The organism is Streptomyces mutabilis, assembly GCF_014649815.1.
Taxonomy (GTDB): Bacteria; Actinomycetota; Actinomycetes; order Streptomycetales; family Streptomycetaceae; genus Streptomyces; species Streptomyces mutabilis.
Map to the genome: position 1 here is coordinate 15,009 of NZ_BMTT01000009.1, position 22,069 is coordinate 37,077.

Genomic DNA, 22,069 nt, shown 5'->3' on the forward strand with positions numbered 1-22,069 from the left:
CCTCAGGCCGAGGCCTCGGTCAGCCGTACGGTCTCGTCCTCGGTGAGGGGCAGTTCCGCCACCCCCAACAGCGCCGGCAGCTGCTCCACCGTGCGCGCGGAGGCGATCGGCGCGACCACCGTCGGCTGTGCGGCCAGCCAGGCCAGGGCGACCGTGGCGACGGGGGCGCCGTGGGCTTCGGCGATCTCGTCCAGGACCGCGAGGACCCGCTGCCCGCGCTCGCTCTCCAGGTGCTTGGCGGCGCCGCCCGCGCGCGGGCTGTCGACCCGCGCACCGGTCCGGTACTTGCCGGTGAGGAAGCCGGACGCGAGGGCGTAGTAGGGCACGGCGGCCAGTCCCGCCCGCTCGGCGAGGTCGCGCAGTCCGCCCTCGTACGTGTCGCGCGAGACCAGGTTGTAGTGGGGCTGGAGGGCCACGTACCGGGCGAGGCCCTCGCGGTCGGAGAATTCCAGGGAGGCGGCGAGCCGCTCGGCGGAGATGTTGGAGGCGGCGATGTGCCGGACCTTGCCCGCCCGCACCAGCTCGTCGAGCGCGCCGATGATCTCCTCGACCGGAACCTCGGGCTTGTCGAAGTGGGTGTAGTAGAGGTCGATGTGGTCGGTGCCCAGGCGGCGCAGCGAGGCGTCGGCGGCCGCCTTGATGTTCGCGGCGCTCAGTCCCGGGTACTCGGGGTGCTGGCTGACCTTGGTGGCGAGGACGACGTCATCCCGGTTGCCGCGGGCCGCGAGCCACTTGCCGATGAGGGTCTCGGACTCTCCGCCGCTGTTGCCGTCGACCCACGCGGAGTAGGAGTCGGCGGTGTCGACGAAGTTGCCGCCGGCCGCCGTGTAGGCGTCTAGGACGGCGAAGGAGGTGTCCTGGTCGGCGGTCCAGCCGAAGACGTTGCCGCCGAGGGCGAGGGGACACACCTCCAGGTCGGAGGAGCCGAGCTTGCGCAGAGAAGTCATGTAAGGCGTCAACGAGCCCGGCGGACCGCGAGATTCCGGAAGCGGGGCAAAGTTCCCGCAAACCGGCAGCCCTGACGTCGGGGGGTTGCCGTCAGGACCGCCGGGGATCAGGAGTGACGACCGGCGTGTGCGGTGTGGCTCAGGGGGTGAGGCCCTTGCTCCGCAGCCACGCCATCGGGTCGAGGCTGCCGCCGCCGGCCGTGTGGACCTCCATGTGGAGGTGGGCGCCGGTGACGTTGCCGGTGGCGCCGACGCGGCCGATGACGTCGCCGGTGGTGACCTTCTGGCCGACGCTGACGTTGATCGACGACTGGTGGGCGTACCAGATCTCGGTGCCGTCGTCGAGGGTGAGCACGGTCTTGTAGCCGTACGAGCCCTCGTATCCGGCCGACGTGATCGTGCCGCTGTGCACCGCCTTGAGCAGCGTGCCCGTGGGGGCGGCGAAGTCGAGGCCGGTGTGGTGGCCGGAGGACCAGTAGGGGCCCGCCTGCCCGAAGGTGGAGGAGATCGTGTACGAGGAGGTGGGCAGCGTGTACTGCTTGGCCAGCTTCGCCAGCCGCTCGGCCTCGGCCTTCTTCGCGGCCTCCTCCTCCGCCTTCTTCTTGGCGGCGGCTGCCTTGGCCTCGGCCTCCTTCTCCGCCTTGGCGGCGGCTTCCGCGGCCCTCTTCTCGGCGGCGGCCTTGGCCTCGGCGGCGGCCTTGCTCTCGACCTGGGCCTGCTGCTGCTCGGCCTGCGCCATGATGCGCGCGCGCAGCGACTCGCCGGCGTCGGTGGCGCTGCTCTCCTGCCCGGTGCCGGCGGAGGCCGCGGCCATCGTGCTGAGCGGGGTGGCGGAGCCCTCGGGCTCCGGCTCCTCGTCGTCGGAGATGAGCGAGCCGACGTCGGGCAGGTCCGGCATGGAGATGGACACCGGCGGCTTGCCGGTCTGCGCGCTGGCCATGCCGCCCGCGCCGACTGCGGCTATGACACCGACGCCGAGGACGGTGGAGCTGCGGGCGAGTCCACCGCGCTGCTTGGCGACGCGGTGCCGGCCGCGCACGGGGCGGATGGACTCCGCGGTGGGGTTCCACTCCTCGAAGGGGCCCTCTTCGGCGCCGTGGACGTCATAGCCGAAGGTGTCGGTGTCGTGCCCACTGGGCACGAACGGGGCCTCGGGGGCAGGCCGGTTGGACGCCACGTGGGCGTACTCCTTTCCTTCCTTTCGCCTACCGGGTTAGCTGACGGGTTCGGAGCAGGAAGGTCTCCTACGCGCGTATACCAGCCGTGTACACACGGCGGCATACGCCCGATTCACCCCAAGTGGTGGTTCCCCGGTTCCCTCGCGGGATTCGGCGCGTGCGCACGGAGCCGCCTTCTGTGACGGCCGGGACGACCGCGCTGCGTTATCGAACGTTAATAGACGCGGGCCTCGGATTCCAAGCCGTTCCGACTGATCATTACCGAAACCCGGGTGGACACAGGCCTCACGAGCGGTGAAACCCGGACGAGTTGACCGCCCCTCAGTGTCATCTTCCACACCCGTCCCACCTGACTGTGTGTCAGTTGTTATGGGAGGGCGCTCGCGCCATCACGAGATGTGATCAGGGTCGCCGCACGGCGAGCAGCGCCATGTCGTCGGCCATGCCGCCGCCGGAATGCCGGCGCACGTCCTCGGCGAGGGTGCCGAGCAGTTCCGTCGGATGCCGGAACACGCAACCGGCCAGCCGCTCGTGCGGGTCGTAGAACTCTCCCCGGGCGTCGCGCGCTTCCGACAGCCCGTCGGTGTACAGCAGCAGCGTGGCCCCGCCGGGGAACGGAGCCTCCTCCGCCCGGTCGGGCCATACGCCCAGTTCCCCCATGCCCAGCGGCAGCGCCGACTCCCGGGCGGGCAGCGGGCGCAGGGTGCCGTCGGCGTAGAGCAGCAGCGGCGGCGGATGCCCCCGGTTGAGGATGCGGACGACGCCGTCGCCGTGCGGGAGTTCGGCGAGTACGGCGGTGGTGAATCCCTCGAAGGCGTCCAGTCCCTCGCGCCGGGTGCCCTCGCGGGCCAGCGCCCGCTCCAGCCGCTGGGCCACCGCCTCCAGCGTTGCCTCCTGCTCGGCGGCCTCGCGGAACGCGCCGATCACCACGGCGACGGCGGCCACCGCGCCCATGCCCTTGCCCCGCACGTCACCGACGACGAGCCGGATGCCGCGCGGGCTGTCCTGCACCGCGTACAGGTCGCCGCCGATGAACGCGTCGGCCTGCGCGGCTTCGTAGCAGGCGGCGATCTCGAAGCCGCCGATCCGCTCGGCGGGCTCGGGCAGCACGGCGCGCTGGGCGGCCTCGGCGATCTCGCGGACGGAGACGAGCCGCTCGCCGGCGCGGCGGACGAAGGTGTTGACGACGACGGCGAGCGCGGCCGCCGTCGCGATGCTGATCAGCTCGGTGAGGGAGTCGACGTAGTGGATGACCCCCTTGCCGAGTTGCAGCCCGATGACGGCGGCGACCACGGCGCCGCCCGTGAGCACCGTGCCGCGCCGGGAGCAGACCGCCGCGGCGACCAGGGGCGCGGCCGTGTAGAGGGGGCCGGCGGTGAAGTACCGGGGGGTGAGGAGGTCGTACACGACGGCGACGATGATCAGCAGCACGGGCAGCAGACGGATGAGGGCCCGCCCGTACGGGAGCCGCCGCCGCTGCTCGGCCTCGGACGGCAGGACGCCGGCGGCCTCGCCCAGGCCGGGGTCGGGCACGGGATCGCCCGGGAGCCGGCCGCCGGCCCTGGCGTACGCGCTCTCGTCGTCCACGTCACCTGGCCGCACTGCTCGTCTCCCGCCGCCCCGCACGTCCGCGCCGTCTGCCGCGTCCTCCAGGTTTCCCGGGGCGGGGGCGGGCGGCGAGTGGTGCGGGCCGAACGGGTGAACGCGACAGACGCACCGGAGGCCGGAATCCCTTTCGGATTCCGGCCTCCGGCCTTCAGTAGCGGGGACAGGATTTGAACCTGCGACCTCTGGGTTATGAGCCCAGCGAGCTACCGAGCTGCTCCACCCCGCGTCGTTGTGTCTCTACTGTACGTCATCCGGGGGGCGGAATGCACATCCGTATCTCCCCACCCCTCTCATCCGTATATCCCCGCCCCTCCTCCTACCCCTCCAGGTGGCGGTTGGGCGCCTTCGCCCGCTCCTCGAACTCCGGCAGTACGACCACGGTGGCGCCCTGGGCCGCGAGCACTCCGCTGCCGTCGGCCCCCGGTACGAAGGTGTCCGGCTCCCGCCAGGCCGTGACCACGCGGCGCACTCCGGCGTCGAGGATCAGGCTGGCACAGGGCGCGGGCCGGGAGGCGCGGCGGGCGCACGGCTCCAGGCTGCTGTACACGGTGGCGGTCGCGAGCCGGGCGTCGGCGGGGTCGACCTTGGCGAGCGCGGCCTCCTCGGCGTGCACGACGGCGTCGCCGCCCTCCCGCGAGTACCCTCGCGCCAGCTCGCTCCCGTCGGCGGCGACCACGACCGCCCCCACGCTGAACGCCGTCCCGGACGGAGGGCACAGCTCCGCCAGCTCGCAGGCGAGCGCCAGCCAGTGCCGGTCGGCGGCGGTGACGCGGTCGCCGGTGCCGGGGGCGGTCGGCAGGTACCGCGTCAGCACCACGTCCTCGATGCGCCTCGTCTCCGCCAGCCTCAGCCGCCCGCGCCGATAGGCACCGGGCCCGAACAGCCGGGGTGCGTCCGGGTCCCCCACGAGCAGCGGCGCGAGGACGAGCTGCAGTTCGTCGGCGAGCTCCTCCTGCAACAGCTGGGTGTGCACGCTCCCCCCGCCCTCGACCATCAGCCGCCGCACACCTCGCCGGTCGTGCAGGTACTCCAGCGCCGCCCGCCAGTCGAGCATCGCCCCGAGCGTCACGACGTCGGCGGCGACGCCGAGGGCGTGGGCCCGCCGGGCGCCCTCGTCCGTGGTCAGCAGCACCTTCTCCCCGCCCGTGTGCCAGAACCGCGCCGCCCGATCCAGCTCTCCGGTCGCACTGACGGTGACCTTGAGCGGGTACTCCGCCTTCCCCGCCGCGGTCCGGGCCGCCCGCCGCCCGGCCGAGTTGACCAGCAGCCGCGGATCGTCGGCGCGGATCGTGCCGGCCCCGACCAGGATCGCGTCGACGGACGCCCGCACCTCGTCGACCCGGTCGAAGTCGGCGGGCGAGGAGAGCAGGAGCCGTTCGGGGCCGGTGTCGTCCAGGTAGCCGTCCAGGGAGACGGCGGCGGAGAGGAGGACGTACGGGAGGGGCATGGGCGTACTCCGGTGGGACGGTCGGGCGACGGGGTTCCGGCGGGGCAACACTAGACGCCGGTGCCGCGGCGCCCCCGCCGACGACGGGGGCATTCCCTCCGGCCGGCGGTCCCGGCAGCGGGGTACCCGGGCCCGCATGAGTTCCCGACCCGCACCCGTTGCCCGCGCTGGCACCCGCACCGCCTCAGCGCACCGTTGAGCCCGAAGGCGAACGTGCCGGTGATGCGGCGCGGCTGAACGTGGTCGGCGTGGTCGTCCTCGGCATGATCACCGCGCTGGGCGGAGGCCTCATCCGTGACGTCCCCATCGACTCACAGCCTCCGGCCACCCTCCTGGACTGGCGTCACCACACGCTCGCCACCGTCGGCGGACTGGTCGCCTTCCCCCTCAGCAGGCACCTGCGCCGGCTGGAGCCCGCGATCACCGTGCTCGACGCCATCGGGCCGAGCACCTTCGCGGTCATCGGCGCGAGCAAGGCGCTGGAGGCCGCACTGGGCGTCGCCCCCGCGATCCTGCTGGGGATGGTCACCGCGGTCGGGGGCACGATCCGCGACACGCTCGTCGGGCAGGTCCCGACGGTGCTGCGCACCGGCCTGTACGCGATCCCGCCGTGGTGGGCGCCGCGATGACGGTCGCCACCGTCGAGACGGCCCCCTACGGTCTCCCGGCCACGGACCTGGAGGACCTCTACCGGGACCTGCACCGACGCCCCGAACCCGGCCTGCGGGGACACCGCATGGCGAAGAAGGCGGCGGACGCCGCCGGTCATGCACGCCTGCGGCCATGACGTGGGCGATCGATGGCACCGATCCCGAACGGTGCGCCGAGGCAGTCGTCGAGGGCACCGTCTCGCAGGACATCCCGGTCAACCCACGGCGCCACGTTCGCCCCCGTCCTCCAGCCGACCCTGGCCACCGGCGTGAGCGCGGTGACGGTGGCCGCTCCGGCCTGGCTCGGGGACGGGGCCGGCAGATGACCACGTCGGGGCCGGAACGGACGGGACCCCAGCTCGTTTCTGCCGGGAGCCGGGGTCCAACTGGTAGGCCCTGTGGGACTCGAACCCACAACCAATGGATTAAAAGTCCACTGCTCTGCCAATTGAGCTAAGGGCCCAGGGGTGTCGCGCGGTGTTGCGTGATGTTGCCACACCGAGCATAGCCCGACGCGGCCGGGACGCCGATCGGGTATCCGGGTCACGGCCGCGTCGGTGGGCTTCGCGGGGCGGCGGCGGGCTAGGGGTCAACCGGCTCGGGGGCGTTCGCGCGGGCCGCCGCGCGGGCCCGGGTGCGTTCGTGGTCGGGGTTGAGGAACCAGTGCCTGGCCGACGCCAGCCACCAGGTCGCGGCGGAGCCGAGGACGACGAGGACGGCGACCGGCGCGTAGTTGAAGGTCTCCCAGGTGACCGGGGAGACCTGCGGCAGCATGAACAGGACCGTGATGACGCAGACCCACGCCACCGCGATCACGCCCACCGCCTGTGACCAGCGGCCCAGGTGCCACGGCCCCCGCTCGAAGGCGGCGCCCTTGCGCACCCGCAGCAGGGTCGGGACGACGTAGGCGATGTAGAGGCCGATGACGGCGATCGACGTCACCGCCGCGTACGCCGTGACGTTGATCAGGTAGGGCAGGCCGAGGACCAGCGCGCCCAGGGCCGCGAGCCAGACCGCGGCGACCGGTGTGCGGGTGCGCGGGTTGACCGTGTGCCAGACGTGGGAGAAGGGGAGCGCGCCGTCGCGTGAGAAGGCGTAGATCATGCGGCTGTTGGCCGTCACCGACGCCATCCCGCAGAACAGCTGCGCTCCGATGACGACGAGGAGGAGCAGCTTGCCGGCGGTGGCGCCGAGCGCGTCGAGCAGGATCTGCGCGGGCGGCGCGCCGGTCGGGGACGTGAGGGCGCCCTCGTAGGACTGGATGGCGAAGGTGAAACCGAGGAGGAGGACGAAGCCGGCGATCCACGAGGTCCAGATGGACCGGACGATGCCCTTCGGGCCGGCCGTGGACGCGTCGCGCGTCTCCTCGGTCATGTGGGCGGAGGCGTCGTAGCCCGTGAAGGTGTACTGGGCCATCAGGAGACCGATGAGGACCACGTAGACGCCGCTGCCCCAGCCCGTGTTGTTGACGAACTCGCCGAAGACGAAGGACGCCGACCGGTGGTGGTCCGGCGCGAAGGTCAGCGCGCCGACGATCACCGCGACGCCGACGACGTGCCACCAGACGCTGATGCTGTTGAGGAGGCCGACGATGCGGACGCCGAAGGTGTTCAGCAGGCCGTGGAGGGCGAGGATGGCCGCGAAGAGCAGGATCGTGCGGCCGGGGGTGACCTCGAAGCCGAACTGGAGGTTCAGGTAGGCGCCCAGGAAGGACGCGGCGCCGAAGTCGATGCCGGCGGTCACCGCGACCTGGCCCAGCACGTTGAACCAGCCCGTGAACCACGCCCAGGCGGCGGCCGTACGGGGCGGCGCGAGGCGGTGCGCCCAGAAGTACAGGCCCGCCGAGGTCGGGTACGCGGAGCAGATCTCGGCCATCGCCAGGCCGACGAAGAGGGTCATCAGGCCTACGGCGACCCAGCCCCAGGTGATGACGGCGGGGCCGCCCGTGTTCATGCCGAACAGGTAGAGGGTCAGGCAGCCGGAGAGGACCGAGATGATGGTGAAGGAGACCGCGTAGTTGGAGAACGCCGACATGCGGCGGGCCAGAACCTGGGTGTAGCCGAGCTGGGCCAGCCGTTCCTCGTCCGAGAGCCCGCTCGCCTTGGCGTCATCTGTCATGCCCCCAGCAATTCCCCTGCGGCGGACGTGACATGCGTCACTCGGTGGCCGAAAACAGGTCCGAGTAAGCGGAGCGCGAAGCGCCGTGGCCTCCACCCGGTGAGGGCGGAGGCCACGGCGCTCGGTGCTACTCGGCGTCAGCCGTTGCGCTTCCAGCGCGGCTTGTCGTCACGGCGGCCGAAGGAGGAGCCGCGGTGGTCGTCCCGACGGCCGGACGGGCGGTCGTGCCCGCCGGCGCGGAAGCCGGGGCGGTCGCCCTGGCGGTCGCGGTTGAACGGACGGTCGCTGCCGCGGTGGCCGCCGCGGTCGTCACGACGGTCGAAGGAACGGCCGCCACGGTCGTCGCGGCGGAAGCCGCCACGGTCACCACCCCGGTCGTCACGACGGTCGAACGAACGCCCGCCACGGTCGTCGCGGCGATCGTCACGACGGAAGCCGCCACGGTCACCACCCCGGTCATCACGACGGAAGCCACCGCGGTCACCGCGGTCGTCACGACGGAAATCACCGCGGTCCCCACGGTCGTCACGACGGTCGCGGTCGGCGAAACGGTCCCGGCCGCTGCCGCCGCGCTCGGTCTTCTCCACGTCCCGCGCACCCGGCTGCTCGGGCACCACGACCTCGGCCTCCGCCTCGGACGCGGCTGCGGCCACCTCGGCGAGCACCGCCTCGGGGTCCTCGCCCCGCTCGCGCGCGACCCTGGCGACCAGCCGGTCCGCTTCCTCGCGCAGCTCGGTGGCACGCCGCTGGGCCCGCTCCAGCTCCTTGGCGAGCTGGGCGACCTCGCGCTCGGCCTGCTGCGCCGCGTTGCCCGCCGACTCGGCCTGGACCTCGGTCATCGACCGGGCGCCGGTGATCTCGGCGACCTCCGGGTCGAAGGCCGCGCCGCCCTGGATGATGTGGCGCGTGGCGTCGACGCCCGCGTCCTCCATCAGCCGGAAGATCTGGCGGCGCTGGTGCGGCAGGGACAGGGAGACGACGGTGCCGGTGCGGCCCGCGCGCGCCGTACGGCCGGCGCGGTGCAGGTAGTCCTTGTGGTCGCCGGCCGGGTCCACGTTCAGGACCAGGTCGATGCCGTCGACGTGGATGCCGCGCGCGGCGACGTCGGTGGCGACCAGGACGTTGACGTACCCGTCCTTGAAGTCGGCCAGCGTGCGGGTGCGCGCGCCCTGGGTCATGCCGCCGTGCAGCGCGTCCGCCTTGGCGCCGGCGTCCCGCAGCTGCTCGGCGACGCGGTCGGCGCCCAGCTGGGTGCGGACGAAGATGATGGTGCGGCCCTTGCGGGAAGCGATGGCCGCGGTGACCGGCGCCTTGTCCTTGGGCTTCACGACCAGGATGTGGTGCGACATGGTCGTCACCGCTCCCTGGGCCGCGTCGACCTCGTGGAGGGCCGGGTCCTTCAGGTAGCGGTCGACGAGGGTCTTGATCTCGTTCTCCATCGTGGCGGAGAAGAGCATCCGCTGGCCGCCCGCCGGGACCTGGTCGAGCAGCTCGGTGACCTCGGGCAGGAAGCCCAGGTCGGACATCTGGTCGGCCTCGTCGAGGACGGCGATCCGCACGTTCTCCAGGGAACAGGCACCGCGGTTGATGATGTCGCGCAGCCGGCCCGGGGTCGCGACGAGCACGTCGACGCCGCGCTCCAGGGCGTAGATCTGGTTGCCCATGGAGGTGCCGCCGCACACGACCTTCATCTTCAGCCCGAGGACGTCCCCGTACGGCTGGAGCGCGTCCGCGACCTGCATGGCCAGCTCACGGGTGGGCGTCAGGATGACGGCGCGGGGCTTGTGCTTCTCGGTGCGGCCGCCGGCCAGCGTGGCCAGGGTCGGCAGACCGAAGGAGAGGGTCTTGCCGGAGCCGGTGCGGCCCCGGCCGAGGATGTCCTTGCCGGCCAGGGCGTCCGGGATGGTCGCGGCCTGGATCGGGAAGGGGGTGGTCACGCCGTTCTGCGCGAGCTTGCGCACGACGCCCTCGGGCAGGCCCAGGTCGGCGAAGGTCACCTCGGGAGCGGCCTCAACGGCCTCGGTCCCGGGGTTCTCGACGGCCTCGAGGATGTCGGCGTTCTCGGGGACGACGACGTGATCAGTACTGGTCATGGACATGCGAATGCGAAACCTTCCGGAGTCTCTCGTCGGCACGCGCCCGTCAACTCCGTGAATCGCGATTCGCAATACGACCGCCTCGATGCGGTCCACCACGGCAAAGGAGAGTACGCGCCACACGGCGCGCTCTGTTGTGGCGCCGGGCAAATGGGATCAAACGATCTACCACCATACGCACCCCACACCCCCGAAGGCAAACCGAGCGACCGGCGCCCCGCACATGCCCAGCTCAGCGCGGCCATCGGTGCTCTCCGCCACCCGCGCGCCCCCGTCCGCCCCACCCCAACCGACTACGCCGGAGCCCCGGCAGCCGGCGCCGGCTGCCGGTGCGCCAGCTGCGTCCCCGGCGGCTCGTGCGCCGACGAGGAAGGCTCCGCCGTCGTCGGCTCCGGCGACGGCAAGGCGGGCGGTTCCTCGGTCGGCGTCGGCTCCGGCTCGGCCGGCCGCGTCGGCTCCGGGGGCGGCGTCCGGGTCGGCGCGGGCTCGTCGTCCCCGCCCTTCGCCGGCGGCGGCTGCGTCGCACGCGCGGGCGGCTCGGCCGAGGGGGACTCGCCCTTCCCCTTCCCGTCCTCGCCGTCGTCCTCGCCCTTGTCCTCGTCCTTGCCCTTCTTCCCCTTGCCGCGCCCGCGCCCCTCCTCGGCCGCCGCTCCGTACCCGACGCTGCCGCCCGACACGGCGGGCCCACCGTCCGTGGCCGCACCGCTCTGCTCTCCGGCGGAATGCGACGGCCTGGCGCCCCCGCCGGACGCGTCGTCGCCGACGCTCATGCAGCCGGCGGCAGCGGCGACGGCCACGGCGGTGGCGGCCAGACGGACGGGTACGTACAAGGGGCGCACGGGCGGCCACCTCCGGGGGTCAGGAGTCACCGTGCCCAACTCCCTTCACCCACAAGAGGACACGCGCCGCGCACCGCGGACCTTGACCCGAGCGCGTCAGCGGTACACAGGTCCGACCGAGGCGATCACCCGTGTCCGAGGAGGCCGCCCACTTCCGAGGCGCTCACCCGTATCCGAGGGCGTGCAGCCGCGCGTCGTCGATGCCGAAGTGGTGCGCGATCTCGTGCACCACCGTCACCTCGGTCTCCGCGACCACGTCCTCGCGCGTCTCGCAGAACCGCAGCGTCGGCCCCCGGTAGATGGTGATCCGGTCCGGCAGCACACCCGCGTACCACTCCCCGCGCTCCGTCAGCGGCGTCCCTTCGTACAGCCCGAGCAGCTCGGGATCGTCGGCCGGCGGCTCGTCCTCGACGAACACCGCGACGTTGTCCATGAGCCGCGTCAGCTCCGGCGGGATCCGGTCCAGGGCCTCGGCGACCAGTTCCTCGAACTCCTCGCGCGTCATCTCCAGCACAGGGCCCATTGTCGGGTACGACCGCGGGGTACGGCACAGACCGCTCCGAAGCCGCCCGCACTCACCGCCCTCGGGCAGCGCGAGGCCGCCGCCCGCATACCCGCCCCGGGCCTTGGGCATACGGGACCAATGGCCCGCGTCCCCGCCGCCCTGCACGCCCTGGCCGAGGTGATGAACCCCATCCGCAACGCGCCGCGCGCCCTCATCCACCGCCACCGCGCCCGCCGGACGTCCACGACCGTCGAACTCGCCTCTCGGCGACACCCCTGGACCCGCGCCGTCGGCCTCGTCGCCGTCGTCCTGCTCGGGGCCTGGCTCGGCCTGCTGATCGTGGGCGACGTCCGCGTGCCCGTCGGCCCCATGAACACCACGATGACCCTGCGTCCGTCCGTCAGCGGCGGCACGAAGATCAACGTCTCCCCGCTGGGCGCCCTCCAGCTCGACAGCCACGTCGCCCCCGTCCGCCTCGACGTCAACGTCGACCAACTCGACCCCGACCGCGCCCAGGCCCTGGTCGACCACCCCGAACGCCTCTCCGGCCTCCAGGACGAGGTCGCCCAGGACGTCGAACGCGGCACCCTCGACCTGGCCGTCCGCTCCTGTGTCGCCGTCGTCACCGGCGCCACCGCCCTCGGCCTCGCCGTCTACCGCCGCCCCCGGCGCGCACTGGCCGCCGGCGGACTCGCCCTCACCCTCCTGGTCGCCTCCGGCGGCACCGCCTACGCCACCTGGAACCCGGACTCCGTCCTGGAACCCAGATTCTCCGGACTGCTCTCCTCCGCGCCCTCCCTGGTCGGCGACGCGCGCAGCATCGTCACCGAGTTCGACGTCTACCAGAAGGAGCTGGCCCGCCTGGTCACGAACGTGACCAAGCTCTACGACGTCACCTCCACGCTCCCCGCCTACCAGCCCGACCCGACCACGATCCGCGTCCTGCACGTGTCCGACATCCACTTGAACCCGGCGAGCTGGAAGATCATCGCCTCGCTGGTGGAGCAGTACAAGGTCAACGTGATCGTCGACTCCGGCGACACCATGGACCACGGCACGGCCGCGGAGAACGGCTTCCTGGACCCCATCGAGGACCTCGACGCCCCCTACGTCTGGGTCCGCGGCAACCACGACTCCCGCGTCACCCAGAAGTACCTCGAGGGCCTGAAGAACGTGCACGTCCTGGACGACGGCCGCGCCCGGACCGTCGCCGGCCTGCGCTTCGCCGGCATCGGCGACCCGCAGTACACCCCCGACCGCTCGAAACCGGACGGCGCCGAGGCCTCCCAGGAACTGGCCGGCGCCCGCCTCGCCTCCGCCCTGCGCGACCAGAGCGCGGCCGGCACCCCCGTCGACGTCGCCATCGCCCACGAGCCGTCGGCCGCCCGCGAGGTCGACGGCGAGGTGCCGCTGGTGCTCGCCGGCCACCTCCACCGCGAGGACATGGAGGTCATGAAGTACGGCACCCGGCTGCGCATCGAGGGGTCCACCGGCGGCAGCGGCCTGCGCGCGGTCGAGGGCGAGTACCCGGACCCGATCCAGACGTCGATCCTCTATTTCGACCGCGACAGCCGGCGCCTCCAGGCCTGGGACGAGATAAAGCTCGGCGGCCTGGGGCTGACGACGGCCGAGGTCAGCCGCCACCTCCCCAAGGAGAACCAGCCCGGCGCGCCCCCGTCGCCGACCGGAACCGGGCACTCGCCCACGGAGAGCACGCCCACGCCCAAGGCCCCTTCCCCGACCCCTCCGTAAACCGTTTTGGCGATACCTCCCGCCATCCCATATGCTTCTCACGTCCCCGACGCGCTGAGAAGCGCCCAGGCGGGCCGATAGCCCTCATCGTCTAGCGGCCTAGGACGCCGCCCTTTCAAGGCGGTAGCACGGGTTCGAATCCCGTTGGGGGCACGCAGTACATGTGCGACACTGTCGTACGAAGCTTGGTCCTGTGGAGCAGTTTGGAGTGCTCGCCACCCTGTCAAGGTGGAGGCCGCGGGTTCAAATCCCGTCAGGACCGCTGAGGTTTCACGTGAAACCTCGCGGCTGGGTAGCTCAGTTGGTACGAGCGATCGCCTGAAAAGCGATAGGTCGCCGGTTCGACCCCGGCCCCAGCCACAGCAAAGGCCCCGATCTTCGGATCGGGGCCTTGTTGTGTCCGGCTCGTCCGGCTCGCCCGGTCCGTCCGGCCCCGCCGCCCGTGTCCGGCGGACAAAAGCGTTCGCCAGGTTTTTCCGTCGGATGAGATCCTGGAAGCCGTATGTCTACGCATCCCGCCCCCACTCTCGGCACTCTCGCCCCTCGGCTGACCGAGCTGTCGCTGCGCGACGCGCATCGGCTCGGTCGGAGGCTGGAGGGTGCGCGGAAGATCCGTAAGCCGGAGGCCCGGGCCGCCGTTCTCACCGAGATCGAGGCGGAGGTGGCCAAGGCCGAGCAGCGCATCGGTGAGCGCCGGGCGCGCGTGCCCGCCGTCACCTACCCCGAGCAGCTGCCCGTCAGCCAGAAGAAGGACGAGATCGCGGCCGCCATCCGTGATCACCAGGTCGTCATCGTCGCCGGTGAGACCGGGTCCGGGAAGACCACGCAGATCCCGAAGATCTGCGTGGAGCTCGGACGCGGCGTGCGCGGCATGATCGGGCACACCCAGCCCCGGCGGATCGCCGCCCGCACCGTCGCCGAGCGGGTGGCGGACGAGCTGGACACCCCGCTCGGTGAGGCCGTCGGCTGGAAGGTGCGGTTCACCGACCAGGTGAACCCGGACGCCACGTTCATCAAGCTGATGACGGACGGCATCCTGCTCGCCGAGATCCAGACCGACCGCGAGCTGCGCGCCTACGACACGATCATCATCGACGAGGCGCACGAGCGGTCCCTCAACATCGACTTCCTGCTCGGGTACCTGGCGCAGCTCCTGCCGAAGCGCCCGGACCTCAAGGTCGTCATCACCTCGGCGACCATCGACCCCGAGCGCTTCTCCCGGCACTTCGGCGACGCCCCGATCATCGAGGTGAGCGGGCGGACGTATCCCGTCGAGGTGCGGTACCGGCCGCTCCTCGAAGAGGACGGCGACGACGCCGACCGGGACCAGATCACCGCGATCACCGACGCCGTCGAGGAGTTGATGGGCGAGGGGAAGGGCGACATCCTCGTCTTCCTCTCCGGCGAGCGGGAGATCCGGGACACCGCCGACGCGCTGGAGAGGAAGAAGTACGGATTCACCGAGGTGCTGCCGCTGTACGCACGGCTCTCGCACGCCGAACAGCACCGCGTCTTCCAGCAGCACACCGGACGCAGGATCGTTCTGGCGACCAACGTCGCCGAGACCTCGCTGACCGTGCCGGGCATCAAGTACGTCATCGACCCCGGATTCGCCCGGATCTCCCGGTACAGCCACCGCACCAAGGTGCAGCGGCTGCCGATCGAGCCGATCTCCCAGGCGAGCGCCAACCAGCGCAAGGGCCGCTGCGGGCGTACCAGCGACGGCATCTGCATCCGGCTGTACTCCGAGGAGGATTTCGAGGCACGGCCGGAGTTCACGGACGCGGAGATCCTCCGGACCAACCTGGCCTCCGTGATCCTCCAGATGACCGCGGCCGGCCTCGGTGACATCGAGAAGTTCCCCTTCATCGACCCGCCGGACCACCGCAACATCCGCGACGGTGTGCAGCTCCTCCAGGAGCTGGGGGCGCTCGACCCCGCGCAGAAGGACGTACGCAAGCGGCTCACGGACACCGGGCGCAAGCTGGCCCAGCTGCCCGTGGACCCGCGGCTGGCCCGCATGGTGCTGGAGGCCGACAAGAACGGCTGTGCCCGCGAGGTCATGGTCATAGCGGCGGCCCTGTCCATCCAGGACCCGCGGGAGCGGCCGGCCGAGAAGCAGGCGCAGGCGGACCAGCAGCACGCCCGTTTCAAGGACGAGACCAGCGACTTCCTCGCGTTCCTCAACCTCTGGCGGTACGTGCGCGAGCAGCAGAAGGAACGCGGCTCGTCGTCCTTCCGCCGGATGTGCAAGCAGGAGTACCTCAACTTCCTGCGCATCCGCGAGTGGCAGGACATCTACACGCAGCTGCGCACGGTCGCCAAGCAGATGGGCATCCACCTCAACGACCAGGACGCCCCCGAGGACCGTGTGCACGTGTCGCTGTTGGCGGGCCTCCTCTCGCACGTCGGCACGAAGGACGTCAAGGAGGGGGCGAAGAACGAGTACCTGGGTGCGCGCAACGCCAAGTTCGCGATCTTCCCCGGCTCGGCGCTGTTCAAGAAGCCGCCGCGGTTCGTGATGTCCGCCGAGCTGGTGGAGACCTCCCGGCTCTGGGCCCGCGTCAACGCGAAGATCGAGCCGGAGTGGGTCGAGCCGCTCGCCGGCCACCTGCTCAAGCGCACCTACAGCGAGCCGCACTGGGAGAAGGACCAAGCGGCCGTGATGGCGTACGAGAAGGTCACGCTGTACGGCGTGCCCATCGTGGCGCAGCGCAAGGTGAACTACGGGCGGATCGATCCGGAGGTCAGCCGCGAGCTGTTCATCCGCAACGCGCTGGTCGAGGGCGACTGGCGCACGCACCACAAGTTCTTCGCGGACAACCGCAAGCTGCTGACCGAGGTCGAGGAGCTGGAGCACCGCGCCCGGCGCCGGGACATCCTGGTCGACGACGAGACGCTGTACGACTTCTACGACCAGCGGGTACCCGAACACGTCGTCTCGGGCGCGCACTTCGACTCGTGGTGGAAGCACAAGCGGCACGAGCAGCCCGACTTCCTCGACTTCGAGCGCGAGATGCTCATCAACGAGAAGGCGGGTGCGGTCACCAAGGACGACTATCCGGACTCCTGGCGCCAGGGGCAGCTGAAGTTTCGGGTGACGTACCAGTTCGAGCCGGGCGCGGACGCGGACGGCGTGACCGTCCACATTCCCCTCCAGGTGCTCAACCAGGTCACGGACGAGGGCTTCGACTGGCAGATCCCGGGGCTGAGGGAGCAGGTGGTCACGGAGCTGATCCGGTCGCTTCCCAAGCCGATCCGCCGCAACTACGTGCCGGCCCCGAACTACGCGCAGGCGTTCCTGGAGCGGGCGGTACCGCTCCAGGAGCCGCTGACGGTGACCATGGCGCGGGAGTTGAAGCGCATGGTGGGGGTGCCTTTCGACGCGGAGGACTTCGACTGGTCGAAGGTCCCGGACCACCTGAAGATCACTTTCCGGATCGTCGACGAGCGGCGGCGCAAGCTGGCCGAGGACAAGGACCTGGAGGCGCTGAAGCTCCGGTTGAAGCCGAGGGCGCGCAAGGCCCTGTCGCAGGCCGCGGCGGCCACCGCCGAGCGCAGCGGCGGCGAGTCGCTGGAGCGCTCCGGGCTGACGGACTGGACGATCGGCACGCTGTCCCGGGTGTTCGAAACCCGCCGGGCGGGCCAGCCGGTGAAGGCGTACCCGGCGCTGGTCGACGACGGCGACACGGTGTCCGTACGGCTCTTCGACACCGAGGCGGAGCAGGCGCAGGCGATGTGGAAGGGCACGCGCCGGCTCATCCTGCGCAACATCCCGGTCAATCCGGCGAAGTTCGCATCCGAGAAGCTCACCAACCAGCAGAAGCTGAACCTGTCCGCGAATCCGCACGGTTCGATCCAGGCTCTGTTCGACGACTGCGCGATGGCGGCGGCGGACAAGCTGATCGCCGACTTCGGCGGGCCGGCGTGGGACGAGGAGTCGTACCGGAAGCTCTACGACAAGGTCCGGGCGGAGATCGTCGACACGACCGTCCGCACGGTGGGGCAGGTGCAGCAGGTGCTGGCGGCCTGGCAGGCCTGCGAGCGCCGTCTGAAGGCCGTGCGGAGCCCCGCGCTGCTGGCGAACCTCCAGGACGTGCGGGGGCAGCTGGACGCGCTGGTGAAGCCCGGCTTCGTCACGGAGGCGGGAATCAGGCGGCTGCCGGACCTGGTGCGCTATCTGGTCGCCGCCGACCGGCGGCTGCAGCAGATGCCGACGGGCGTCCAGCGGGACACGTCCCGCATGGAGAAGATCCACGAGATGCGGGACGAGTACGCGTGGCTGCTGGAGCAGATGCCGCGGGGTCGGCCGGTTCCGCAGCAGGTCCTCGACGTGCGCTGGATGATCGAGGAGCTGCGGGTCAGCTATTTCGCGCACGCGCTGGGCACGGCGTACCCCGTCTCCGACAAGCGGATCGTGAAGGCGATCGACGCGCTCGCGCCGTAGCGGAACCCGTGACGAGACGCTCACGGGGGGTGAGTTCGACCGGGGGCCCACCCTCCTGTAGAGTCTCTTCTCGCAGCGCAACGCAAGAAAAGCGCGGCAAAACCTGGTCCTGTGGAGCAGTTTGGAGTGCTCGCCACCCTGTCAAGGTGGAGGCCGCGGGTTCAAATCCCGTCAGGACCGCAGTACAAGAGACCCGCACCGATTGGTGCGGGTCTCTTCTCGTGCTCTCTCTGCACGTTCCGCCCCATACCCCCAGGAGGCCCTCAGCGCCTCCCTCCCGGCCTTGACGGCGTCACGTTCGCTCGGTACTCCAAAGACAGGGAACGTCCCTGTACGGCCCCGGAGGTGGCGTATGGCGGCATCGGTCAGGCACGAGACGCGGGCCTTGCTCCGCGCGCACCTGTCGGCCGCATCGTCCTACCGTCACCTGACGCGTCACTGCCCGATCTGTCACCGGCTGCTGCGGCTGGCGCTGGACTCGCCCGCCCCACAGTCCCCGACGGACCGTCAAGAACGCGTCGACGGCGAGACCGCGCCCCCCGCCTGAGGCACGCCGGCCCCCAACGCCCTTGGCACAAGGGCCTCCTGGAACATGGCCTCCCAATAGCGCACCCGCCCCGCGGCCAACAAGCACCAAGACCTGTGACGGGTGTCACTGCATGAGTTTTCGAAACGGTGGCCCTTACGACTCCCCTACAACTGGTCAATTTAATATGTGCAATTGCACTGCCTCCTCCACTGCCCCCCAGCCTGCGCACAGCCGTTCCGACACCCCTCCCCAAAGTTCGACAAGGCGGCTCACAGAGTGCCCGTCAGGGCCCCTCATCAGGCACAGGACCGCACACAAAAAAGATCGCGCTGGACCCGGCGGAGTCCAGCGCGATCGACGACGCACCCCTGTTGGGGCAGGAACGGCGCCGTGTGGAGCTGTGGTTACGAGCGTCTCGGCGGGTTGGGGGACCTGCCGTTCTGCCCGGTCATGCGGTCGTTCAGGCCTCGCTGCGCTGCTGCGGAATGCCCGCGAGCAGAGCGCGGACCTCGGCCTCGCGGTAGCGGCGATGCCCGCCGAGCGTGCGGATCGACGTGAGCTTGCCGGCCTTCGCCCAGCGCGTGACCGTCTTCGGGTCGACGCGGAACATGGTGGCGACCTCAGCCGGGGTCAGCAGCGGCTCGGCATCAGGGGTGCGAGCGGTCATGAGCGGCCTCCTCGGGAGAACCGAACCTTCTCGGTTCTTTCCTCTAAATTCTGCACCTTGACCCGCGTTGCCCGAAATGGCGGACGCGAGTCGAGTCGGTTATAGGACGAACGGCTTGTCCTCGGCACTACAACTACACCATCTGTCCAGCCGCGTCGGCCAAACCGATGGAATTGCCCTCCCAGGTGTTCATCAGCGACGGAAGCCGATGGACCATGCCATAGCGGACAGTCACGCCACTGTGACGATCAGTCACAGGACGATCAGGCGTCACCAGACCCCCCAAAGCGTGCAAACCCAGGATTCCGCCCACAGTGCATCACAACGGGACGGAACAAGCCCTCCCCGGACTCCTTGTCCTATTTTGGCACGAGGAGGGGGAACAGGCGCAAGAGTGATGTACGTGCGGTCCGTCACGCTTGACTCATACGCCCGGATCGGGACCTACGTCCCTTGTTGACAAAACCTCAGCCCACACCGGGCGAGTGTCGGATCGGAAGACGAAACCTCACATCGGGCGGTACGTCAAACGTCAGTTCGCCGACCGCCGGTCCCGGACCGCCCGCCAGCGCTGCACCAGCCGCCCGTACGCCGCCCCCGCCGTGGCCCCGTCACCGTGCCGCAGCGCCTCGATGCCCTCGGCCACATCCGCAGCGGAGTGGTCCTCCTCCAACTCACCGGCGGGCAGGGCGTGCACGAGCCCGCCGTAGTCGAGTTCGACCAGGGAGCGCGGGTGGAACTCCTCCAGCCAGCGCCCCACGTCCACCAGGCCGTCGATGAGCGGCCCCTCGTCCATGGCCTCCTTGAGGGCCCGCAGACCCCGCGCCACCCGCCGCCGGGCCTGCACCATCGGCGTCCGGTAGCGCAGCACCGGCGCGGCGGCACCCTCGCCCTCGCCGCCCTCCTCGTACTCCCGCTCGGCGTCGGAGACCAGCACGAACCAGTTGATCGGCACCTGCCAGGTGGCGGTGCGGATCCAAGGGCGGGCGTCCGGGTTGCGCTCCAGCCACCGTGCGTAGTCCTGTGCGCTCTCGCGGCGTACGACCGGGGGCAGCAGGGCGTCCAGCACCGGTTCCGGGAAGTCCTCGGCCAGTTCCCCGAGGGCCTGCCAGCCGCGCAGCCGGGTCCGCCAGGGGCAGACGCAGACCACGCCGTCGACCTCGGTCACGAAGGCGTCGGCGCTCTCGTGCACCGGCACCGCGACGGGCGGAGTGGGCAGCAGGTCGGCCAGGGAGCGGCGAAGCTCGTCCTGGTAGGAGGGCAGGTCGGTGCGGCGGGCGTAGCGGGTCCAGTGGGCGCGCTCGTCGTCGGGGAACGCGGCCAGCGGCTCGTACACACGCAGATACGCCGCGTAGGGGACGATCACCGAGGACACCTTGGGCACGCCTGCTCCCTCCCCCGCGCACCGCCCCGAAAACCTGCCGGAACCGATCACAAACGCGCGGGAACCTGAGCGAATCGTCGCACGCCCGTACTCCGTGCGGAGGTGATCCTGAGCACTGTGCGGCGGGGGGACCCCGGCAGGCTCTAATCTCGTGCCACAGTCCCCGCCACCCCTTGGGGACAGGTCTCACACCCGCCGCGACTGCACAGGAGTCACCACCGTGACCGACGTAAACGGCGCACCTGCTGATGTACTGCACACCCTGTTTCACTCGGACCAGGGTGGCCATGAGCAAGTCGTGCTCTGCCAGGACCGGGCCAGCGGCCTCAAGGCCGTCATCGCCGTCCACTCCACCGCCCTCGGCCCCGCGCTCGGCGGTACGCGCTTCCACCCGTACGCGAGCGAGGCGGAGGCGGTCGCCGACGCGCTGAACCTCGCGCGCGGGATGTCGTACAAGAACGCCATGGCCGGCCTCGAGCACGGCGGCGGCAAGGCCGTGATCATCGGCGATCCGGAGCGGATCAAGAGCGAGGAGCTGCTGCTCGCCTACGGCCGGTTCGTCGCCTCGCTCGGCGGCCGGTACGTCACCGCCTGCGACGTCGGCACCTACGTCGCCGACATGGACGTCGTGGCGCGCGAGTGCCGCTGGACGACCGGTCGCTCCCCGGAGAACGGCGGCGCGGGCGACTCCTCCGTCCTCACCTCCTTCGGCGTCTACCAGGGCATGCGGGCCGCCGCCCAGCACCTGTGGGGCGACCCGACGCTGCGCGACCGCACCGTCGGCATCGCGGGCGTCGGCAAGGTCGGCCACCACTTGGTCGAGCACCTGCTCGCCGAGGGCGCCCACGTCGTCATCACGGACGTGCGCAAGGACGTCGTGCGGTCCATCACCGAGCGGCACCCGTCGGTAATCGCCGTCGCCGACACCGACGCGCTGATCCGGGTGGAGAACCTGGACATCTACGCCCCCTGCGCGCTCGGCGGCGCGCTGAACGACGACACGGTGCCGGTGCTGACCGCCAAGGTGGTCTGCGGCGCGGCCAACAACCAGCTCGCCCACCCGGGCGTGGAGAAGGACCTCGCCGACCGCGGCATCCTCTACGCGCCGGACTACGTGGTGAACGCCGGTGGCGTCATCCAGGTCGCCGACGAGCTGCGCGGCTTCGACTTCGACCGGTGCAAGGCGAAGGCCGCGAAGATCTACGACACCACGCTGGCCATATTCGCACGTGCGAAGGAGGACGGCATCCCGCCGGCCGCGGCGGCCGACCGGATCGCCGAGCAGCGGATGGCCGAGGCACGTACCCGGCGGTGACCGGACGGTGACCGGGCGGCATCCCGGGCGCCCGGTATTCGAAAGTTTGAGCGGTACCCGCCGGAGGGCAGTTGGAGAGAACTCTCACTTATCCCGGCGGGTCGACCGTCGAAAGGTGGTTAAAATCGCCCCTGACCAGCGAGGACGGGGCGCCTCGCCGGTCCTGGGCGCGGCCACGTCCTGCGGGCGACGTACCGTATGGGCGTGGGCTCAGGTACCGTGGGAGCCCTACGGACCGGTCTCTCCACGGAGAGCCCGTTCCGGACCATGAACGCGTGTCAAGACTCTGGGGCCGTCGAGCCCCGTCGTTGAGGGGGTCGAGCCATGGGGCGCGGCCGGGCCAAGGCCAAGCAGACGAAGGTCGCCCGCCAGCTGAAGTACAACAGCGGTGGGACTGATCTCTCCCGCCTGGCCGAGGAGCTGGGCGCATCGACGTCGAGTCCGCAACCGCCTAACGGCGAGCGGTTCGAGGACGATGAGCAGGACGACGACGTGTACGCACGGTACGCCGACCTTTACGAGGACGACGACGAGGACGAGGACGGCCAGTCCCCGCAACAACGTCGCGGCGCTTGACCTCGCACTGA

Annotated in this window: 17 protein-coding genes, 6 tRNA genes, 1 pseudogene and 1 riboswitch; of the genes and pseudogenes, 12 read left to right on the top strand and 12 right to left on the bottom strand. The window is 70.9% G+C overall.

Features of this window, described 5'->3' with window-relative positions; translation table 11 throughout:
* Positions 1-2 precede the first annotated feature (2 nt).
* The 5 genes from IE142_RS19300 to IE142_RS19320 all read right to left on the bottom strand — a co-directional run bounded on the left by IE142_RS19300 (position 3) and on the right by IE142_RS19320 (position 5,180).
* Complete coding sequence (locus tag IE142_RS19300) at positions 3-947, bottom strand: aldo/keto reductase (protein WP_191886922.1); 945 nt, start codon at positions 945-947, stop codon at positions 3-5.
* A gap of 139 nt (positions 948-1,086) precedes the next feature.
* Positions 1,087-2,124 carry a M23 family metallopeptidase gene (locus IE142_RS19305; RefSeq protein WP_191886923.1) on the bottom strand — a complete coding sequence of 346 codons (1,038 nt, stop codon included), beginning with the start codon at positions 2,122-2,124 and terminating at the stop codon, positions 1,087-1,089.
* 10 nt (positions 2,125-2,134) lie between these two features.
* A riboswitch (cyclic di-AMP (ydaO/yuaA leader) is annotated at positions 2,135-2,291 on the bottom strand.
* 236 nt (positions 2,292-2,527) lie between these two features.
* Positions 2,528-3,712 (bottom strand): PP2C family protein-serine/threonine phosphatase, encoded by a 1,185-nt coding sequence (locus tag IE142_RS19310; protein ID WP_191886924.1) that lies wholly within the window; start codon positions 3,710-3,712, stop codon positions 2,528-2,530.
* Between the two features lie 173 nt (positions 3,713-3,885).
* A tRNA-Met gene (locus tag IE142_RS19315) sits at positions 3,886-3,959 on the bottom strand.
* Positions 3,960-4,049: 90 nt separating this feature from the next.
* Positions 4,050-5,180, bottom strand: a complete 1,131-nt coding sequence (locus IE142_RS19320) for a dihydrofolate reductase family protein (protein WP_191886925.1) — start codon at positions 5,178-5,180, stop codon at positions 4,050-4,052.
* Between the two features lie 158 nt (positions 5,181-5,338).
* Here IE142_RS19320 and IE142_RS19325 point away from each other — a divergent pair, with 158 nt between their 5' ends.
* The 3 genes and pseudogenes from IE142_RS19325 to IE142_RS36785 all read left to right on the top strand — a co-directional run.
* Positions 5,339-5,809 carry a trimeric intracellular cation channel family protein gene (locus IE142_RS19325; RefSeq protein ID WP_229830674.1) on the top strand — a complete coding sequence of 157 codons (471 nt, stop codon included), beginning with the start codon at positions 5,339-5,341 and terminating at the stop codon, positions 5,807-5,809.
* A complete protein-coding gene (locus IE142_RS36780; RefSeq protein ID WP_229830678.1) occupies positions 5,806-5,967 on the top strand; it encodes a hypothetical protein in 162 nt (53 codons plus the stop codon). The genes IE142_RS19325 and IE142_RS36780 overlap by 4 nt, the downstream gene beginning before the upstream one ends.
* Positions 5,968-5,969: 2 nt before the next feature.
* Positions 5,970-6,156 (top strand): annotated as a pseudogene (locus IE142_RS36785) (amidohydrolase); the annotation flags it as partial.
* 61 nt (positions 6,157-6,217) lie between these two features.
* On the opposite strand, the gene IE142_RS19330 reads toward IE142_RS36785, so the two are convergent.
* From IE142_RS19330 to IE142_RS19350, 5 genes are all read right to left on the bottom strand, one after another.
* Positions 6,218-6,293: transfer RNA gene (locus IE142_RS19330), tRNA-Lys, on the bottom strand.
* Between the two features lie 119 nt (positions 6,294-6,412).
* Positions 6,413-7,948 (bottom strand): amino acid permease, encoded by a 1,536-nt coding sequence (locus IE142_RS19335; RefSeq protein WP_191886926.1) that lies wholly within the window; start codon positions 7,946-7,948, stop codon positions 6,413-6,415.
* A 137-nt stretch (positions 7,949-8,085) separates the two neighbouring features.
* Positions 8,086-10,047: a DEAD/DEAH box helicase gene (locus IE142_RS19340; RefSeq protein ID WP_191886927.1), complete on the bottom strand. Its 1,962-nt coding sequence runs from the start codon at positions 10,045-10,047 to the stop codon at positions 8,086-8,088.
* Positions 10,048-10,337: 290 nt separating this feature from the next.
* On the bottom strand, positions 10,338-10,883 hold the full coding sequence (locus IE142_RS19345) for a hypothetical protein (RefSeq protein WP_191886928.1): 546 nt from the start codon (positions 10,881-10,883) through the stop codon (positions 10,338-10,340).
* A 163-nt stretch (positions 10,884-11,046) separates the two neighbouring features.
* Complete coding sequence (locus IE142_RS19350; protein WP_043383624.1) at positions 11,047-11,397, bottom strand: metallopeptidase family protein; 351 nt, start codon at positions 11,395-11,397, stop codon at positions 11,047-11,049.
* A 129-nt stretch (positions 11,398-11,526) separates the two neighbouring features.
* Between IE142_RS19350 and IE142_RS19355 the strand changes: the two genes are divergently transcribed.
* The 7 genes from IE142_RS19355 to IE142_RS36790 all read left to right on the top strand — a co-directional run bounded on the left by IE142_RS19355 (position 11,527) and on the right by IE142_RS36790 (position 18,134).
* Positions 11,527-13,140, top strand: coding sequence for a metallophosphoesterase family protein (locus IE142_RS19355; RefSeq protein ID WP_191886929.1), 1,614 nt, complete (start codon positions 11,527-11,529; stop codon positions 13,138-13,140).
* 80 nt (positions 13,141-13,220) lie between these two features.
* Positions 13,221-13,293, top strand: a tRNA-Glu gene (locus IE142_RS19360).
* 34 nt (positions 13,294-13,327) lie between these two features.
* Positions 13,328-13,402 (top strand) — tRNA-Asp (locus IE142_RS19365).
* A 24-nt stretch (positions 13,403-13,426) separates the two neighbouring features.
* Positions 13,427-13,500: transfer RNA gene (locus IE142_RS19370), tRNA-Phe, on the top strand.
* Between the two features lie 142 nt (positions 13,501-13,642).
* Positions 13,643-17,587: an ATP-dependent RNA helicase HrpA gene (gene hrpA / locus IE142_RS19375; protein ID WP_191886930.1), complete on the top strand. Its 3,945-nt coding sequence runs from the start codon at positions 13,643-13,645 to the stop codon at positions 17,585-17,587.
* Positions 17,588-17,692: 105 nt separating this feature from the next.
* Positions 17,693-17,767 (top strand) — tRNA-Asp (locus tag IE142_RS19380).
* Between the two features lie 172 nt (positions 17,768-17,939).
* Entirely contained in the window at positions 17,940-18,134 is a 195-nt protein-coding gene (locus IE142_RS36790) for a DUF6274 family protein (protein WP_229830682.1), read from the top strand.
* Positions 18,135-18,576: 442 nt separating this feature from the next.
* On the opposite strand, the gene bldC is transcribed toward IE142_RS36790, so the two are convergent.
* Positions 18,577-18,783, bottom strand: coding sequence for a developmental transcriptional regulator BldC (gene bldC / locus IE142_RS19385; protein WP_003949541.1), 207 nt, complete (start codon positions 18,781-18,783; stop codon positions 18,577-18,579).
* 532 nt (positions 18,784-19,315) lie between these two features.
* Positions 19,316-20,167: a DUF8083 family protein gene (locus tag IE142_RS19390; protein ID WP_191886931.1), complete on the bottom strand. Its 852-nt coding sequence runs from the start codon at positions 20,165-20,167 to the stop codon at positions 19,316-19,318.
* A gap of 220 nt (positions 20,168-20,387) precedes the next feature.
* Between IE142_RS19390 and IE142_RS19395 the strand changes: the two genes are divergently transcribed.
* Complete coding sequence (locus IE142_RS19395) at positions 20,388-21,482, top strand: Leu/Phe/Val dehydrogenase (RefSeq protein ID WP_191886932.1); 1,095 nt, start codon at positions 20,388-20,390, stop codon at positions 21,480-21,482.
* A 324-nt stretch (positions 21,483-21,806) separates the two neighbouring features.
* Positions 21,807-22,058, top strand: a complete 252-nt coding sequence (locus IE142_RS19400) for a DUF3073 domain-containing protein (protein WP_019330669.1) — start codon at positions 21,807-21,809, stop codon at positions 22,056-22,058.
* The last annotated feature ends 11 nt before the right edge of the window (positions 22,059-22,069 follow it).

Coding starts and splice junctions, on each gene's coding strand:
- IE142_RS19300 (WP_191886922.1), bottom strand. CDS start 947: ATGACTTCTCTGCGCAAGCTCGGCTCCTCCGACCTGGAGGTGTGTCCC.
- IE142_RS19320 (WP_191886925.1), bottom strand. CDS start 5,180: ATGCCCCTCCCGTACGTCCTCCTCTCCGCCGCCGTCTCCCTGGACGGC.
- IE142_RS36780 (WP_229830678.1), top strand. CDS start 5,806: ATGACGGTCGCCACCGTCGAGACGGCCCCCTACGGTCTCCCGGCCACG.
- IE142_RS19335 (WP_191886926.1), bottom strand. CDS start 7,948: ATGACAGATGACGCCAAGGCGAGCGGGCTCTCGGACGAGGAACGGCTG.
- IE142_RS19340 (WP_191886927.1), bottom strand. CDS start 10,047: ATGTCCATGACCAGTACTGATCACGTCGTCGTCCCCGAGAACGCCGAC.
- IE142_RS19355 (WP_191886929.1), top strand. CDS start 11,527: ATGGCCCGCGTCCCCGCCGCCCTGCACGCCCTGGCCGAGGTGATGAAC.
- hrpA (WP_191886930.1), top strand. CDS start 13,643: ATGTCTACGCATCCCGCCCCCACTCTCGGCACTCTCGCCCCTCGGCTG.
- IE142_RS36790 (WP_229830682.1), top strand. CDS start 17,940: ATGGCGGCATCGGTCAGGCACGAGACGCGGGCCTTGCTCCGCGCGCAC.
- bldC (WP_003949541.1), bottom strand. CDS start 18,783: ATGACCGCTCGCACCCCTGATGCCGAGCCGCTGCTGACCCCGGCTGAG.
- IE142_RS19400 (WP_019330669.1), top strand. CDS start 21,807: ATGGGGCGCGGCCGGGCCAAGGCCAAGCAGACGAAGGTCGCCCGCCAG.